The sequence below is a fragment of the Anaeromonas gelatinilytica genome, from assembly GCF_016820635.1.
Classification (GTDB): domain Bacteria; phylum Bacillota; class Clostridia; order Tissierellales; family SIT17; genus Anaeromonas; species Anaeromonas gelatinilytica.
Genome location: NZ_WSFU01000031.1, coordinates 1 through 15,830 on the forward strand (window position 1 = coordinate 1; position 15,830 = coordinate 15,830).

Sequence of the window (15,830 nt, forward strand, 5' to 3'; positions counted from 1 at the left end):
TATCGTTAATAGTTCACCAGGACTATAGATAACAAAGTCTAAATGAAAGTAGGTCAGTTCTATAAATCAGATACCATCTTTTGATAGAGAAGCCTTTAGTAGTTTAGAACACCACTCCTTTAGGTGTGGGAGCAGTCAGAAAGTAGATGTATAATTTTCAATCTGATATAATGTATAAAAATGTTAAAATTTTAAATTAGATGGAGTTAATATTAATTTAAAGGGTAAATATAGTCGGTAGTGTTTATGAGAAAATAATATTAAGGATACAATAAGGAGGATTAATTTGAGGAATAATTTAATAGATAAACAAAGAAAAAGATTGATAGATTATTTTAAAAGTCATACTACTAATAAAAATAATTTTAAAGTAGGAGTAGAATTTGAACATTTTATTATACATAAGAATACATTAGAAACTGTTACATATGGAGAAAAAAATGGAGTAGCTCATACATTAAAAGAACTAGAGTCTAAAGGATGGAAGGGAGATTATTCAGAGGATAATATACTTGGTCTTTCTAAAGGGGATATTAATATTACATTAGAACCAGGAGCACAATTTGAAGTAAGCATAAACCCAAAGCAAACTATAATAGAATTAGAGAAAATTTATATAGATTTTTTAAAGGAGATAGTTCCCATATTAGAAAAAAAAGAACAATATATGATAAGCATGGGTTATCATCCTGTAAGCAAGATAGAAAATATACCATTTATTCCTAAAGAAAGATATAAATATATGTCTCAGTATTTTAGTGATAAAGGTGAGTATGCTCATAATATGATGAAAGGAACAGCTTCTATACAGATAGCAATAGATTATTCTGATGAAGAAGATTGTAGAAAAAAATTTAGATTGGCAAATCTATTATCACCTATTTTATCTCTTATATTTGATAATAGTCCCATATTTGAAGGGAATATATACCCCAATAATATATTAAGAACGGATATTTGGAATAAATGCGATGATGATAGATCAAAAATTGTACCTAAGTCTTTAGACAATGAATTTAGTTGTAGTGATTATGCAGAATATATATTAAATACACCTCCTATATTAATAATGAAGAACAACGAATTTAATTTTGTAGGAGATAAGTTAGTTAAGGATGTATTTGATCCTGATGAATTTACAGATAAAGAATTAGAACATATTCTTACGATGGTATTTCCTGATGTCAGATTAAAAGGTTTTATTGAAATTAGAATGATGGATGCAGTGCCATATCCATTTAATCTGGCAGGAGTAGCTTTAATAAAAGGGATAATGTATTCTGATAAAAATGTAGATATTCTTTTAGATATGTTTAAAGATTGGGATAATGAAAAGATTGCTATAGTGAAAAGAGAAATAATGGCAAATGGATTCAATAGTTATATTGATGGATTAGATATAAATGAAATAATAGATAAAATACTTAAATTAGCTTTAGAAGGTTTATGTCAAAATGAAAAAGAATATTTAAACCCTATTATAGAGATAGTATCTCAGAGAGAAAATCCTGCTATTCTTATAAAGAAAAATATTTATAAAGGATTAGAGAAAAGTATTAAATGTTGTATATTGAATAATTTATTGTTGGAGGAAGATTAATGAATAGAAAAGAAATAGATGAGATATATGTAGATGTGATATTAGAAAATAAAGATGAATACTATGAAGATTATTTGAAAATAAAAGAAAGAGTAAAAAATTCAAAAGCAACATATAAAGGAGAGCCAGTTCCTTTTCTATATATGCCTAAATTTTATACAGATGAGGATATTGATAATTTTAGAGATTTATCTAGTACTATGAATCGAATATTTAATAAGGTTATAGATAGATTTTTAAATAACGAAGACTATAGATTTAAATTTGGATTTCCAAATTGGTTAAATGAATTGATATTATTGCCCAAGCAATATGACTCTAATTTTCCCATGGCTCGTTTTGATATTTTTTATGATTATGATGGAGAATTTAAATTTTGTGAAATAAATACTGATGGTACTTCGGCAATGAATGAAGAAAGAGAATTATCAAGGATTTTTATGGAATCTAAGGGAGTAGAAAGTTTTAAAAATCATTTTGATTTTAAGCCTTTTGAATTGTTTGAAACTTGGATTGATGAAGTGTTGAATATATATATAGAAAACCATTCTAATTCTAATCCTTCTATAGCTATTGTAGATTTTGTTAGTAAATCATCAATGGATGAATTCGTTGAATTTAGAGATAGGTTTAGAAGAAGAGGATTATGGTGTGAGATAATTAGTCCAGATGAATTGGAGTGTAAAGAGGGATATATATATTATAAAGATGAAAAAATAGATATAGTATATAGACGGTTAGTGACTAAGGATTTAATGGATAATAAGTATAAAGTAGAAAGTTTTATAGAGGGAATAAAGGCAGGGAATACTACTATTATAGGGCCTATAAAATCTCAAATTATTCATAATAAAATAATATTTAAGATATTACATGATGAAGATACTCTTAAATTTCTGGATGAAGTAGAAAGAGATTTTATAAAGAAACATATACCTTATACTAAAGAATTAATTTTAGAAACCTTAGATTTAGAAGATATTATAAAAAATAAAAATAATTATATAATTAAGCCTATGGATTTATATGCATCTAAGGGAGTATATGCAGGTAAGGAATATTCTAAAGAAGATTGGGAAACACATATAAGAGAGTGTAATAATAGTAATTACTTAATTCAAGAATATTTTGATCCCCCTGAGACAGATATGATAGATTTTGATGAAGATAATATTATAAAATCTTTTAAAAATATAACAGGATTATATATTTATAATGAGAATTTTTACGGAGTATATTCAAGGGTAGGTAAGAATGCAATAATATCTGGTATTCATGATGGATATACATTACCTACATTTAATATAAGAAAGTAGGGATAAAATGTCGAGACATAAAATAGTTTTGATTCATGGCTATTTTAAGACTTTTAGAGATATGAGAACATTGAAAATGAATTTAAAAGATTTAGGTTATGATCCAATATGTGTAGATTTACCATTAACTTTTTCAGAGATCGATAAGGGATCATTAAAATTTAGTAAATTAATGAAAAAAATGATAGAAAGATTAGATAATAATGAAAAGATAAGTATGGTAGGGCATAGTACAGGAGGATTGATAATAAGAAGATTTCTTTTGGAAAATTCTCAATACATTAACTATATAGACAAGTGTATTTTTATATGTACACCTAATAATGGTAGTGAATTAGCAGATATGATTAATAATTATTTTAAAATTTTACCTAGAATATTTTGTACTATAAGGTCTTTAGTTTCTGATAGTGTATCTAAGATTGATTCTATATCTAAAAAAAATATAAAAATAGGTGCAATTGCTGGAAATAAGTCAAATCTTATAACTGGAAGACTTTTATCAGATGAAAATGATGGTAGAGTTACAATTGCATCAGTAGAACATGAAGATTTAGATGATTTTATTATTTTGCCATATAATCATGCAGAAATTCATTATAAAAAAAAGACAGCAAAGCTTATACATAATTTTATTCAGAAGGGAAAATTTAAATAAAAAATTTATCTTAGGAGATAATAATCCTGAGGTGATAACTTAATGAATAAAAAAATATTAATTTATTTTATATTAGCTTTAATAATATTGTCTTCCTGTGGTAATAAAGAGGAAAAACCTAATGCAAATAATGATAAGGAAAAGGTACCAGAAGAATTAGGGAAAATGCAAGAAAATAGTAAAACTATAATAGAAGATATCGAAGGAATAATGAAGAAAACTGAAGAACCTATATTTGTAGAAACAAAGAAAGAAGAGAAAAAAGAAGGTCAAGAAGACCAAAGTGAAGGATCCGAAAGTGAAGGTCAAGGTGGGGGCCAAGAAGAAAGCGGAGGAGGACAACAGCAAGGACAACAGCAACCTCCAGAACCAACAGAAGAAAAAAGTTATGAAGAAAAGAAAAAAGAAGAGAATATAAAAAAACAAGAAGAAATAGAAAAAATGTGGATGAAATTAGAACTTATAGTGTCAGGAGTACATACTAGTTGGAATAATTATAAGATATCAGCAATGGAGGGAGGAGTAAATACAAAATCTTTAGAAGCAACCGATAAAGCTTTAAACAATTTAACTATAAATGTAGGAAATAAAGAAATAATGACATCATTAAAAGAAATCAATAAATTAATATTTTCATTGGCAAATTTTTTTGATATATACAAGGGACATATTGATGGAGATTTAAATAGACTTTATTATACTGCTAGTGAAGTTTATATTCAATCTTTAGAGGAGAGTTGGGATAAGGCACAAAAGGTGGCTTCTGAATATGAAGAGTATTTTTCAATGTTAAGACAAAAGATAGATTTAGAAAAAAAAGATGAAAAATATTTAAACAAACTAGAAGTATCTATGAAAGATCTTATAGATTCTCTTCAATATCAAGATCCTAATTTAGTAAAAATAAAAAGAGAGGTAGTATTACAAAATATAGAAAAATTAAATGAAGTAGCAAAATAGAATAGGGCTAAGCCTTATTCTTTTCAATATAAAAAGGGGCGATGATATGAAAGATTGTAAATTAATCATAGAATCTCAAAGAAAAATGTTTCATACAGGAATAACCAAAGATATATCCTTTAGATTAGATATGTTGGGACAATTAAAGGATTCTATAGAAAGGTATGAAAAAGATATAATAGATGCCTTATACAAAGATTTTAAGAAATCAGCTTTTGAAACCTATGAGACAGAAATAGGTGTTACATTACAGGAGATAAATTATTTTATAGAAAATTTGGAGAAATGGACTAAACCTAAAAATGTAAAGACTCCTATATTTCATTTTCCAGCTAAAAGTAAAATATACAAGGAACCCTATGGAGTAGTATTTATAATAGCTCCATGGAATTATCCATTTCAGCTTACACTATCTCCTCTTATAGGAGCTATAGCAGCAGGAAATTGTGGAATAATCACTGTATCTCAAAAAGTATCTAATATTTCGGAAGTATTAAATAAAATAATTCTTGAAAGTTTTAATGAAGATTACATAAAATTTATTCCTGGAGGCAGTTCTATATCTAAGGAGATTTTAAATGAGAAGTTAGATTATATATTCTTCACTGGAAGTACATCTGTAGGTAAGAGTATAATGAAGATAGCCAGTGAAAATCTTACTCCTATAACATTAGAATTAGGGGGAAAAAGCCCAACAATAGTAGATATAGATGTGGATATACCTTTGGCAGCAAAACGTATTATATGGGGGAAATTTATAAATGCTGGACAAACCTGTATAGCTCCTGATTATATATTGGTTCAAAGGGATATAAAGGATGAATTAATAAATGAAATGAAAAAATATATAGTAGAATTTTATGGACAAAATCCTAAAGAAAGTGAAGATTACCCTAGAATAATAAATAAAGATCAATATGATAGACTATCAAAATTATTACTTAATGGTAATATACTTCATGGAGGAAGAACAGATGAAGGAGAGTTATACATAGAACCTACTTTAATAGATAATATTACTTGGGAAGATGAAATAATGAAAGAAGAAATATTTGGTCCTATACTTCCAATATTAGAATATGAAAATATATATGATGTGATAGAAACAGTAAATACTTACCCAAAACCTTTGGCATTATATTTATTCACTGATAATGAGGATACAGAAGAAAAGATTATAGAAAATATATCTTATGGAGGAGGATGTATAAACGATACAATTCTTCATTTATCTTCACCTTATTTACCTTTTGGTGGTGTAGGGAATAGCGGAATGGGAAGGTATCATGGTAAGGAAAGTTTTAATACATTTACCCACGAAAAAAGTGTATTTAAAAATTCTAAGATTTTAGATTTGAAATTCAGATATCCTCCATATACTAAATCAGAATTAAATTTAATAAGGAAATTTTTGAAGTAAATTATGCTAACTTTTAGATTAGTTAATATTTCTATAAGTGGGGGGTAGTTCACTTCTAGTATATCCTAATAGCGTATGGTATAATTGATGTAGGTGGTAATCTGAAAAATAAAGTTAATTGAGGATATTTATAATATGTGGAAAGGGGAAGTTAATTGTGAAAAAGAAATTAATAAATAATCCGGATAATGCTGTTACTGAAATGGTAGAAGGCATTATAATGGCAAACCCTGATAAATTAAAAAAATTAGAGGGTTTCAACATTTTAGTAAGGAAAGATGCTCCTAATAAAAAGGTTGGACTTGTAAGTGGCGGTGGAAGTGGTCACGAGCCTTCTCATGCAGGATATGTAGGTCGAGGAATGTTGGATGCTGCTGTAGTAGGTGATGTTTTTACTTCTCCAACACCTGATGCTGTTTTTGAAGCTATTAAAGCTGTTGATGGTGGTGAAGGAGTATTACTTATTATTAAAAATTATACTGGGGATGTTATGAATTTTGAGATGGCTGAAGAAATGGCTCAGGCTGAAGGGATTAAAGTTGACCATGTTGTAGTAAATGATGATGTAGCTGTTGAAGATAGTCTTTATACTACGGGGAGACGAGGAGTAGCGGGAACTGTTTTTGTTCATAAGATTGCTGGTGCTGTTGCTGAAAGAGGCGGAAGTCTTGAAGAAGTTAAAAAAGCTGCAGAAAAAGTAATTGCCAATGTTAGAACTAAAGGGATGGCCTTATATCCTTGTAGAGTTCCTTCTGCAGATAAATCAACCTTTACACTTGCAGAAGACGAGATCGAATTAGGCATTGGAATTCATGGAGAACCTGGCACAAAAAGAACAAGTATTATGTCTGCGGACGAAATTGTTGGCGACCTAACTAATAGTGTTCTGGATGATCTACCCTTTAAGGCTGGAGATGACGTAGTATTGATGATTAATAGTATGGCGGCAACTCCTTTAATGGAACTCTTTATTGCTAATAAAAGGGTTAATGAAATACTCGAAGATAAAGGTATAAAGATTCATAAAACATTTATAGGAGAATTCATGACTTCCTTGGAAATGACTGGATTTTCAATAACTCTTTTGAAATTAGATAATGAATTAAAGGAATTATTAAAATATCCAACTGAGATTAACTTATTAAGATAATTTAATGATTTCCAATCTACATATACTAGCCAATACCTAGTATATGCAGATAATAATAAATAGGGTACTCAAGGAGGAAGTTAGTTTATGACAACGGAAATAATGACTATTTTTGATAAAGTTTCTGATGAGGTAATTACCAATAAAGAATATTTAACTGATTTAGATTCCTCTATTGGTGATGGAGACCATGGTATTAATATGGCTAGAGGATTTAGCAAAGTTAAGGAAAAAATAGCTGAGACTACTTTTGAAGGTAATAGTCAATTCTTAAAAACTATTGCCATGACGTTGATTTCCACTGTAGGTGGTGCCTCAGGGCCACTCTATGGTACTGCTTTTTTAAATGCAAGTAAGGTCGTTTCAGATGATAATATTTCTTATGATAATTTAATCCAAGTTGGGGAATCCATAATTGAAGGTATTAAGAAAAGAGGTAAGGCTGAACTTGGAGAAAAAACGATGTTAGATACAATTATCCCAGCTGTCAATTCGTTAAAAGAGAGTAAGAGTAAAGGTATTAATTTGAAACCTGCCTTAAAAAACTGTTTGAAGGCAGCTGAAGAGGGTATGAAAGCTACTATACCTATAATTGCAACGAAGGGAAGAGCAAGTTATTTGGGTGAAAGAAGTAAAGGACACCAGGATCCAGGTGCTACTTCTAGTTATATAGTAATCAAAACAATAATTGACGAAATTCTTTAGAATTGGAGAGGTGTTTTTATGGTAGGAATATTAATAGTTTCACATAGCCCTGAAATAGCCAGAGGTACAAAAAAATTAGCTGAACAGATGATACAAGAGCCTATTCCCCTGAAAGCAGTAGGTGGAACTGATGATGGGCGGTTAGGAACTAATGCTAATCTAATATATGAAGCTTTGGATAAGATGGAAAAAGAAGATGGTATAATTATTCTAACCGATCTGGGGAGCGCTAATATGAATGTACAGCTGGCTTTGGAATGGTTTTCTGAAAAGGAACGGGAAAAATTTAAAATAGCAAATGCTCCTCTAGTTGAAGGTGCTGTTTTAGGGGTAGTAGAATCAAGTCTAGAACATAATTTGGAAGAAGTATTACAAGTGATTGAATCTGAGGATATATTAATAAAAAATAATAGTTAATATATGGAATGATATAAAAATGGGTTTTGCTAATAGCAGAGCCCAAAGCTGTATTCAGAGGATTATAAGAGATATGTAATCTAATAATCAATTACTTTCTAAATACTAAATCAGGATTAAATCTAATAAGGAAATTTTTGAAGTAAATTATAATAGTTTTTTAAGGTAAATGGATAAATGACAAATTAAGATGCATGAATGACATTTAATGTCGTTTATGTATCCATATTTGTCGTTTGTCCATTTTTATTGAAAGTGAATTTAGAAATATTGTAAGTTTGTGTTAAATATAAGTATTATTCTTATAATTTCGACAATAAAAACTGTAAAGAATATAAAGAAGAATTAACAGATTCATGGGAATATTTATAAAGATTGTGAGAAAGAAAAAGATGCTCTATATGCTTTTGGTAAGGCATATGAAATGAATTGTAAAAATTGAATTTAATATTAATATTTTCAAGATTTTTTAATGTTTTTATTTCTTAATTATGTTTAATATTCTATTTTTGGTTTTTGAAACATTTCTTAAGTTAGAGATTTTGAAGGGTTTCATGTTAAGTAAATAGTGGAGATAATAAAATTTATAGCATGAATCAATTAATTGATTCATGCTATATTTATGCAATTGATTTCGATAGATAATAGTCTTTTAAAACTAAAAATTTAACTTCTTTTGCATATGTGAAATAGAGTGTATGAGACAATAATTTTAATTTTCTGTTTGAGTGATAAATTCTAATTTACTATCTAACTGTATGTTTACCAATTATAAATCTAAATTACTAGTTATTTGTGGTGTTTTTTTATATTTCAATAACTTGTTTAAGAATTGAAATATAAATTTTTAGTATCACTTCTTCGTTTATTTTATCTTGTTAAATAAAGTATAGATATACCTTATATTAATTTAAATAATACAAGGTTACATTATTATTGTATTATTACATAATTACAATATAGTTAGTTGCTAATTAGATATTTTTTAATTAAGTTAAAAAATATTATTTACTTATTAATGGAAGAATGATATACTAATATCAAACGATGTTACATATAAAAAAATAATTACTTATAAAATATTCGCAATATTCTTACTAAGATTCATTGGTAAATTTAAATCTTGAATTGAAAAATGTGATTTTTAACTTATTAGCATTCACTTTTGAAAACTACCTTGTTGTTGATTTAGACAAAGGGATGAAGCACCTGTAGTAGGCAGTTTTTGACAACTAAGTCAGGAAGCATGCTTTAAAGGCAATAACCACAAGGCTTTGCAAGGAGAAAAAGAATTTTCCTTCGCTAATTATTTTATAAATATATTTTAGCATTAGGATATCTTAATTTAAAATTGTATTTAAAAATAAAAAAATAACATGAATAGAGTACTTGAAAAAGTAGTCCTAAACATATTATACGAGCATGACGGGACTCACATATAGATTAAGTTGGACGAAGGAAGTTTGGGACTTTAATCCTGTTAGAAAGAGGTTCTACTACTATATAAAGTGAAAAAAGCCATTGCTTATAAGAATATACAAGTGCTACTTTTATTAAGTGAGGATTAAAATAGATGTTTCAGATAGAATTTAAAATATTTGATAAAATAATCTATTTAAAAATATAAAAAATTAATCATAAGTATTGAAAAATACTACTTGATTTAAAGAGGAGTAAATTTAGTGGAATTCATAGTAGATAAAGAATCGAATCAGGAATAGGAGTTGATGTGGTTTCTTTTTATAATGATAATACTAATTGTGGTACATGCTCATGTACTCTTCTATGTATAATGTAGATATGAGCTAAACAAATATTAATATTCAATATATTATAGATAGAATATTAGTATTTAATAGATTTTTTAAAAATTTTAGGAATAAATTGATTATTAAAAAGATTATAGTGCATATAAACATATGTTATTTTATGTAGTAAAATTTTAAGTAATATTATATATTTATGAAATAAGTAAATAGTTATTTTGTAAATATTCATAATATTCTTATTAAATTTAAATTAAAGGGGGTGAATGTAATGGAATTAATAGTAGGTAAAGAACCAGGGATAGGAACTGATGTGATTGCTCCTTGTAATGACAATACTAATTGTGGTGCATACTGTCGTACTGCGACATGTAGTATTTTTTGTATAGTACAGCATTAATTAAAGAAAATAATATTGCAAAAGAAATTAATTTCTTTTGCAATATTATTTATAAGGATAAAATTATAGAAATTTATTAAATATAATATGGGGGGATAATATGAAGTTAAAAAAATCAAGATATAATATTTTAATAGATGAATTACCACGTGGAGAAAAGTTAATTTATAATAGTTTTAATGGTTCTTTTTGTAAAATGAATAAAGAGGCTCAAGCTAAATATCATAATGTGCAGAAGAAAGAAGAATTTAATATAGATGAATGTGATGATTCAGATATAATTATGATGTTAGAACAAGGATTTTTAATAGAAGAAGATATAGATGAATTAGCCTTACTTAAAGTTAGAAGATATGATGCTAAATTTGATAATAATGTTTTGTCTCTAACTATTGCTCCTACTTTGAATTGTAATATGGATTGTCCATATTGTATTGAAGATAAAAAGGATTTAGTAATAAACGATATAACTAAAAATAATATTCTTAAATTTGTAAAAGAAAGAATTGATTATTTGAAACATCTTAGTATAACATGGTATGGTGGGGAACCATTATTGCAGAAGAAAACTATAAAAGAGTTGAGTAATAAGCTTATTAAGTTATGTGGAGAAAAAGAAGTTACATATTCAGCTGATATTATAACTAATGGAGTTTTGTTGGATAAAGAAACAGCTATGACATTGAAAAATGATTGTAAGGTAAATATGGCGCAGATTACAATTGATGGACTTAAAGAAACACACAATAAAAGAAGACATTTAAAAAATAATGGAGATAGTTTTGAAATTATAATTAATAATATAGATAAAATAAAAGATTTTTTATCTATAAATATAAGAGTAAATATAGATAAAAATAATGTTATAGAGGGTAAAAATTTGATTGATTTTTTTATTAATAAAAAAGGGTGGAAAGATAAAAATATAAATTTTTATTTCGCACCTGTACATGATATTTCAGAGGTTTGTACTTCTCATGCATCTACATGTTATACATTTCAAGAGTTTGCTGAAATAAATAAAGAATTATTATTAATTCAATATAAAATGCTACCCGTAGGATCATTTAATATTAATATACCAAAGCCTGTATCATTACCATGTGGAGCTGTGAGAAAAAATAATTATCTTATAGATCCTAGAGGTGATTTGTTTAAATGTTGGAATCAAATTGGAATGAGACAATATAGCGTAGGAAATGTAAATGATAAAGTAAGATTTAATAATGAGCATAATAGTTGGTTGCTTAGTGAATATGGTGACAAATGTATAAAGTGTAAAAATTTACCCATATGTCAAGGGGGATGTCCTTATAATAAAAGACTAAATAATGGGGATTCTGTGTGTCAACATACTATGGTTAATTATAAAGAAATAATTAAAGAATTTTATTATGAAATGACTAAAGGTAATGTGAGGATAGGATAAAATGGAATTGATTAATAAATATTTACCTTTGATAAAAAAAAATATGCCCAAAATATCTAAATGGTTTATCATTAGTATATTAAGTGTAATTTTTTCAATAGTATTACCATATATAGTTGGCAAATATTTAGATGTTATAGTTGAAAAGAGAACAACAGATATATATTTATACACTTTAAGTTTTTTAATAGTAGCAATAATTTCAGTAATCTTAATGTATATTGAAAATATGATATATGTAAAACTTTCAAATATAATCATATATCAATTAAAACTGAAAGTTTTTTCAAATATATATGAAATACCAATAAATAATTTGAATCAGTTTGAACCATCATATATTACTAGAAAAGTTGATATGGATAGTAATACTTTAGTAAATTTTATTTTTCATTTTTTTAGCTCTGTTTTTATAAATATATTTAAGCTTTTTATTATAATAGGGATTATATATAAAATAAACTCAAAAATACTTTTTATTATATTAATAACATTACCTATTTATATTTTAATATATTATTTATTTAAAAAACCATTATATGAAAAAGGATATTTATTTAGAGAAAAAAATAATGAGTTTTTCTCTACACAAAATGAGCAAATGAAATTAATGAAAACACTTAAAATGAATTGTATTTATAAATATTTTAAAGATAGACTTGATAAAAAATTCCATGAATTTTTTTTAACTTTAGTAGGATATTACAAAACTAATACTATTTATAGTAGCATTAGTTCCTTAGCTAAAAATTTTTCTTTAGTATTATTACTATTTTATGGGGGATTTGAAATAATCAAAGGAAGATTAAGTATAGGAGAATTTACTATAATAAATAATTATTATGGTTCATTAATAGGTATAGTTTTAACTTGGTTAGAATTTGGAAAAACATATCAAGAAGCAAAAGTGGCTGATTCAAGAATATCCTATTATTTTAATGAAAAAAAAGATGTTAATGGAAATATTAAATTAAATGAAATTAATTCTATTGTAATAAAAGATATTAAAGTAGGATATGATGATAAAAATTTTTTATTTGAAATACCATATTATGAATTTAAAAAAGGTAAAATATATAATATAGTAGGCGATAATGGAACAGGAAAAAGTACTTTTATTGATATAATAATAGGATTAAATCAAAGATATCAAGGGGAAATATTATTTAATAATATTAAAATCAAGCAATTAGATATGTATTACATTAGAAAGAAAAAATTAGGTATAGTGGACCAGTTCCCTGTTATCTTCAAAGATACAATAGAAAAGAATATAGTATTTGATGAGATATCATATATAAGTAGAATTAAAGATTTTAGTAAAGATATTCTAGATTCTTTTTTTATAGAGAAACATTTGAATTACACTAATAAAAGTTCTAATAAAGAATTAGTTAATATGTCTGGAGGAGAAAAACAAAAATTAGGAATTATAAGAGCGATGATAAAAAGACCTGGTATTTTAATTTTGGATGAGCCAACTGCTTCTTTAGATGAACAAAGCATATTAAGGATTAAAAAATATCTTAATCAAATAAAAAAAGATAAAATAATTATTATTGTTTCTCATGATAGATCTATACAAGTTATAAGTGATGAAATAATAGATTTTAATTATTATTGTTTATCAATTACATCAAATAATATTGATTAAATTTTAAAATTATAGTACCTTAAATATATATAATTAGAATTATATATATTTGAGGAAATTGTGTAATTAATATTTTTAAAGTAGAAAAAAATTATTATAGAGCGATAGCTTATTAAAAATGAGTTTTAAATTTAATATTCAACTTTAGATATTTGTAAATACCTCCTAGTTTTAAAAAATTATATAAGAATCTATTTCTGTCAAATTAATAGATACATAGTCACCATCTGTAATATTCATTTTTTTAGCATAAATAACTATTTCATGGAAAAGTACTTTAAGTTCATCTATTTGAGTTAGTTTGTCTATAAATCTACTAAAAGTAGATTCTGAAGATACTTTTTCAAGTACTTCGAAACTACAGCAATATCTTAGAGCTAGATTTTGTTTGAGATTAAGAACTGATTATTTAACAGTTTGCATTTTTTCAATTTATATAGCAATTAGAGCATATATTAATGTTGTTGATTCATAGCCTTTCGAACTTTTTGAATCGCTGGATTTTCTTAGTTTATTAGCTAATTTTAAAATATCAATTTGGGATAAGATAATTTCAAGTTTAGTTTCTTGTTGAAATTCTATAATTTTTCCAAAGAAAATTAAATTTATTTGTAAAATATACACATTAAGAGGTTTAACTCCATTAGGGTATTGAAGTTCTCTACTTAATATATTGGATAAATTGGGATAGAGCCCATTTTTGTTTTTGATAAAATTTAGGAAAATCAACGATTTTAAAATATGAAATTTACTCATTTAATTTTTTATGTTTAATATAAGTAAGAATTTATTTTATATAATAAGTATAACTTTTAAGGAAAGAGATGTAATTATGGAATTAATAGTTAGGTAAAGAAATGAGAATAGGAATCGATGTAGTTGCTTTATGCAATGATAATACTAATTATTGTATTCCTCTTGTTACTTGTCCTATTTATATTTATGTTTAGCATAAATCATAGGATTTAATGTGTATAAAAAATTTTAATAAATAATAGTAAATTTGGATAAGAATCAAAATATTTATATTGTTTTAATGATTTTGTATAGCTAAACTAATAGAAATGACTAGTAAATTAGGATATTATAAAATAGTATTCTAGTTTACTAGCTTTTATGATATTGTTAAAAAATATAAATAGATATAGAAAATGTATAGTGTAATTAGAAATTATACTATATACTCTCAGATAAATTAGTATATTCATATAGGTAGTTATAGAATAAAAAACTATTAAGATGTGGATAACTTTTTATTTCAAGAAAACAAAAACGGCATGAATAAGAGGTTTATAAAAATAAATGATAAATAAGATGAAATTAAGACTAAATAGATAGTTATTAACACATTTACAGATAAAGTAGAGAAGAATATTTATAATTAGTGAATTGCAAAATGTAATTTTGAACTTATTCTACAGAAAATCACTTAAAAATCCAATAGGATACAGAGTTATACACAAAAATGGGCATAAGAAAAAAAGGTTCAACTAACCTTAAAATTAAATATTAAGTTTTATGCTATTAAAGATTTTATAGCTAAAGGACTTGAATGTGTCTATTGAGTTTTGTATAAAAGTATAAAAGCTAGTATTTCAGAAATGCAAACTAATAATATATCCGGTTTTAATGAAATAGTATTTTAAAGTTTTGAAGATTTAATTTGCATAAAGTTTTTAATTTGAGATATAGATTTTTCAATTATAGTTCTTATTTTAAATAAATATTTCTACTTTAAACTATTTCTTAGAATGAAAGAATTATATCTGTAATTGTTATGAACTGTAAGTTGCTTGATCCTACTACATTTGAAATTAGTGCAAGGATTATCACAGGTCAGTAAATATGTTGCTTTATTATTTACTATGTTTTTTTAGCTTTGGGACAGCAATATTTTATTCTATCATCATTCTCTTTTTTCTAGTTATGCCATCATAGATCATAGGTAATGACCTATCAAGGGGACAAAGGGGAGTTCCATCTAGAAAATTGAAATTTATAAGTGATTTTAACAAAACTATAAAAATCACGCATTTTAGAAGAAATATTTAATAAGCTAATCAAAAGATTAATATTAGGTATAGATAAAATATTTTTAAGAATAAAAGCTAAAAGAATAGATTCTAGAAAATATTTTCTGTTTTTACCAAAGTGAGAATAATACTGTTTATAAAAAGAATCAGGAATGAATTTACTAATATCGATGAATTCATTTAATAGAGAAAATAAATTAGCTTGATTTTGATTATAAAACTTATCAAAGTCAGTAGAAATATCAGAAGAATTTATTTATTTAGCTGAAATTGGCATAAGTTTCTCCTTTCATTTTTGATTTATGTTATACACAGCTGGTTA

Annotated in this window: 11 protein-coding genes; all 11 read left to right on the forward strand. The window is 25.7% G+C overall.

Features of this window, described 5'->3' with window-relative positions:
* Nucleotides 1–286: 286 nt before the first annotated feature.
* Entirely contained in the window at nucleotides 287–1,600 is a 1,314-nt protein-coding gene (locus GOQ29_RS02655) for a glutamate--cysteine ligase (RefSeq protein WP_203371085.1), read from the forward strand.
* Nucleotides 1,600–2,916: a glutathionylspermidine synthase family protein gene (locus GOQ29_RS02660; RefSeq protein WP_203371086.1), complete on the forward strand. Its 1,317-nt coding sequence runs from the start codon at nucleotides 1,600–1,602 to the stop codon at nucleotides 2,914–2,916. The genes GOQ29_RS02655 and GOQ29_RS02660 overlap by 1 nt, the downstream gene beginning before the upstream one ends.
* A gap of 7 nt (nucleotides 2,917–2,923) precedes the next feature.
* Nucleotides 2,924–3,574, forward strand: coding sequence for an alpha/beta fold hydrolase (locus tag GOQ29_RS02665; protein ID WP_203371087.1), 651 nt, complete (start codon nucleotides 2,924–2,926; stop codon nucleotides 3,572–3,574).
* A gap of 42 nt (nucleotides 3,575–3,616) precedes the next feature.
* A complete protein-coding gene (locus GOQ29_RS02670; RefSeq protein WP_203371088.1) occupies nucleotides 3,617–4,534 on the forward strand; it encodes a hypothetical protein in 918 nt (305 codons plus the stop codon).
* Between the two features lie 46 nt (nucleotides 4,535–4,580).
* On the forward strand, nucleotides 4,581–5,954 hold the full coding sequence (locus tag GOQ29_RS02675) for an aldehyde dehydrogenase (protein WP_203371089.1): 1,374 nt from the start codon (nucleotides 4,581–4,583) through the stop codon (nucleotides 5,952–5,954).
* A 157-nt stretch (nucleotides 5,955–6,111) separates the two neighbouring features.
* Nucleotides 6,112–7,104 carry a dihydroxyacetone kinase subunit DhaK gene (gene dhaK / locus GOQ29_RS02680; RefSeq protein ID WP_350445961.1) on the forward strand — a complete coding sequence of 331 codons (993 nt, stop codon included), beginning with the start codon at nucleotides 6,112–6,114 and terminating at the stop codon, nucleotides 7,102–7,104.
* Nucleotides 7,105–7,191: 87 nt separating this feature from the next.
* Nucleotides 7,192–7,809, forward strand: coding sequence for a dihydroxyacetone kinase subunit DhaL (gene dhaL, locus GOQ29_RS02685; protein WP_203371090.1), 618 nt, complete (start codon nucleotides 7,192–7,194; stop codon nucleotides 7,807–7,809).
* 18 nt (nucleotides 7,810–7,827) lie between these two features.
* Nucleotides 7,828–8,226 (forward strand): dihydroxyacetone kinase phosphoryl donor subunit DhaM, encoded by a 399-nt coding sequence (gene dhaM / locus GOQ29_RS02690; RefSeq protein WP_203371091.1) that lies wholly within the window; start codon nucleotides 7,828–7,830, stop codon nucleotides 8,224–8,226.
* Nucleotides 8,227–10,263: 2,037 nt separating this feature from the next.
* Nucleotides 10,264–10,392 (forward strand): hypothetical protein, encoded by a 129-nt coding sequence (locus tag GOQ29_RS14810; protein ID WP_286672858.1) that lies wholly within the window; start codon nucleotides 10,264–10,266, stop codon nucleotides 10,390–10,392.
* Between the two features lie 100 nt (nucleotides 10,393–10,492).
* A complete protein-coding gene (locus GOQ29_RS02695) occupies nucleotides 10,493–11,821 on the forward strand; it encodes a radical SAM/SPASM domain-containing protein (RefSeq protein WP_203371092.1) in 1,329 nt (442 codons plus the stop codon).
* Between the two features lies 1 nt (nucleotide 11,822).
* Nucleotides 11,823–13,475: an ABC transporter transmembrane domain-containing protein gene (locus GOQ29_RS02700; RefSeq protein ID WP_203371093.1), complete on the forward strand. Its 1,653-nt coding sequence runs from the start codon at nucleotides 11,823–11,825 to the stop codon at nucleotides 13,473–13,475.
* Nucleotides 13,476–15,830: the final 2,355 nt, after the last annotated feature.

Excerpts from the sequence above, each read along its gene's own strand:
- GOQ29_RS02665 (WP_203371087.1), top strand. The coding sequence starts at position 2,924 with ATGTCGAGACATAAAATAGTTTTGATTCATGGCTATTTTAAGACTTTT.
- GOQ29_RS02695 (WP_203371092.1), top strand. The coding sequence starts at position 10,493 with ATGAAGTTAAAAAAATCAAGATATAATATTTTAATAGATGAATTACCA.
- dhaL (WP_203371090.1), top strand. The coding sequence starts at position 7,192 with ATGACAACGGAAATAATGACTATTTTTGATAAAGTTTCTGATGAGGTA.
- GOQ29_RS02670 (WP_203371088.1), top strand. The coding sequence starts at position 3,617 with ATGAATAAAAAAATATTAATTTATTTTATATTAGCTTTAATAATATTG.
- GOQ29_RS02675 (WP_203371089.1), top strand. The coding sequence starts at position 4,581 with ATGAAAGATTGTAAATTAATCATAGAATCTCAAAGAAAAATGTTTCAT.
- GOQ29_RS02660 (WP_203371086.1), top strand. The coding sequence starts at position 1,600 with ATGAATAGAAAAGAAATAGATGAGATATATGTAGATGTGATATTAGAA.
- GOQ29_RS14810 (WP_286672858.1), top strand. The coding sequence starts at position 10,264 with ATGGAATTAATAGTAGGTAAAGAACCAGGGATAGGAACTGATGTGATT.
- GOQ29_RS02700 (WP_203371093.1), top strand. The coding sequence starts at position 11,823 with ATGGAATTGATTAATAAATATTTACCTTTGATAAAAAAAAATATGCCC.
- dhaM (WP_203371091.1), top strand. The coding sequence starts at position 7,828 with ATGGTAGGAATATTAATAGTTTCACATAGCCCTGAAATAGCCAGAGGT.